This is a genomic window from Paenibacillus sp. MMS18-CY102 (genome assembly GCF_009789195.1).
Taxonomy (GTDB): Bacteria; Bacillota; Bacilli; order Paenibacillales; family Paenibacillaceae; genus Paenibacillus_T.
In genome coordinates, this window is the sequence record NZ_WSTC01000082.1 from 1 (window position 1) to 1,231 (window position 1,231).

Below are 1,231 nucleotides of genomic sequence, written 5' to 3' on the forward strand. Positions count from 1 at the left end.
TGTAGGGCTGTTGATTAGCCAAAAAAAGGTAGCAAAAAGACCGCTCATTCGGTAATGTGTTTGTACCCCTACAAACATCCGAAACGAGGCGGTCTCATGAAAAATTCTACTTCATTATCAACTATTCTGCAATTGATGATGCCAAATGAAACAATAGTACCTCTTATGCAGGAGCTGGGCTATGTCGATGTTGCACGTAAATTCACAGTTTATGACCTCTTTTTGTTTTTAGCGGAAGCGGCCTTTCAACAGTGGGGTGGGTATCGCGACGGTGAACAGCGAATGGGCCTCAGTGGACTAAGGCCCGTCGACCACTCTACCCTGTCGAAGAAGGCAAAGAGCGTTCCCTTCGCGCTATTTAAACGATTGTTCGAGCTTATGGTTGAACGTTGCAATCGCTCGACGCGGCGTAAGTTAGGCATCCCGCGGGAACTGCTGCTCGTTGATTCTACCAAAATAACAGTCGGCCGTGGACGGTTGCCTTGGGCGCCGCTCAAGGGGGAACGCGCAGGCATCAAGCTGCATGTAGCACTCATTGCTGATGAAAACAACCTTCACAAAGTAACCGAAACCACAGGGAACTCTCATGATTTCAAAAGCAGTGCTGAGGTGATCGACAATCGTTTTATCGTGGTGGCGGATCGCGCGTATGGCAAACATCGTCGATTCGATGAATACCTCGAGCAGCAACAATATTTTGTCATCCGCCTCCGAGACAATACGCGCTTTCAAGCCAAGAAACCGAGAGAACGAAAACAACCATTGGCGGAGCCTCTGGAACAAGATTTCACCTGCCAGTTAGGTCAAGGGCATCGCCTTTCCAAGCATCGATTTCGCGTGGTCATCCTAAAAGACCCGAAGGGCAAGCCCGTGATTCTCGCTACAAATCTGCATTGGCATTCGGCAGAGCGGATCGCGGATATTTACAAAAAGCGCTGGCAGATTGAAGTGTTTTTTCGATGGATCAAACAGCATCTCAATATTCCGACGCTGTTCGGTACGACGCCTAATGCGGTGTATGGACAGTTGTACACAGCATTGCTTGTTTATGTAGTTCTTAAATTTCTGTTCGACCACGGAAATGCCGTGGTTCATTGGTGTGCGCGAATGACATTTGCCGATTTTGATCGTTTATTTACAATTCAGACCTTACCACCTGAATGGAAGGTATATTTGGAGAACATTCATACATTTCTTTGACCATTAATTGGATAATCAACAGCCCTGTACA

Annotated in this window: 1 protein-coding gene; it reads left to right on the forward strand. The window is 47.1% G+C overall.

The features are described 5' to 3' along the window. Positions 1-96 precede the first annotated feature (96 nt). The gene (locus tag GON22_RS25485; protein WP_160398862.1) at positions 97-1,200 is read left to right on the forward strand and encodes an IS4 family transposase; all 1,104 of its coding nucleotides are present in this window, start codon (positions 97-99) and stop codon (positions 1,198-1,200) included. The last annotated feature ends 31 nt before the right edge of the window (positions 1,201-1,231 follow it).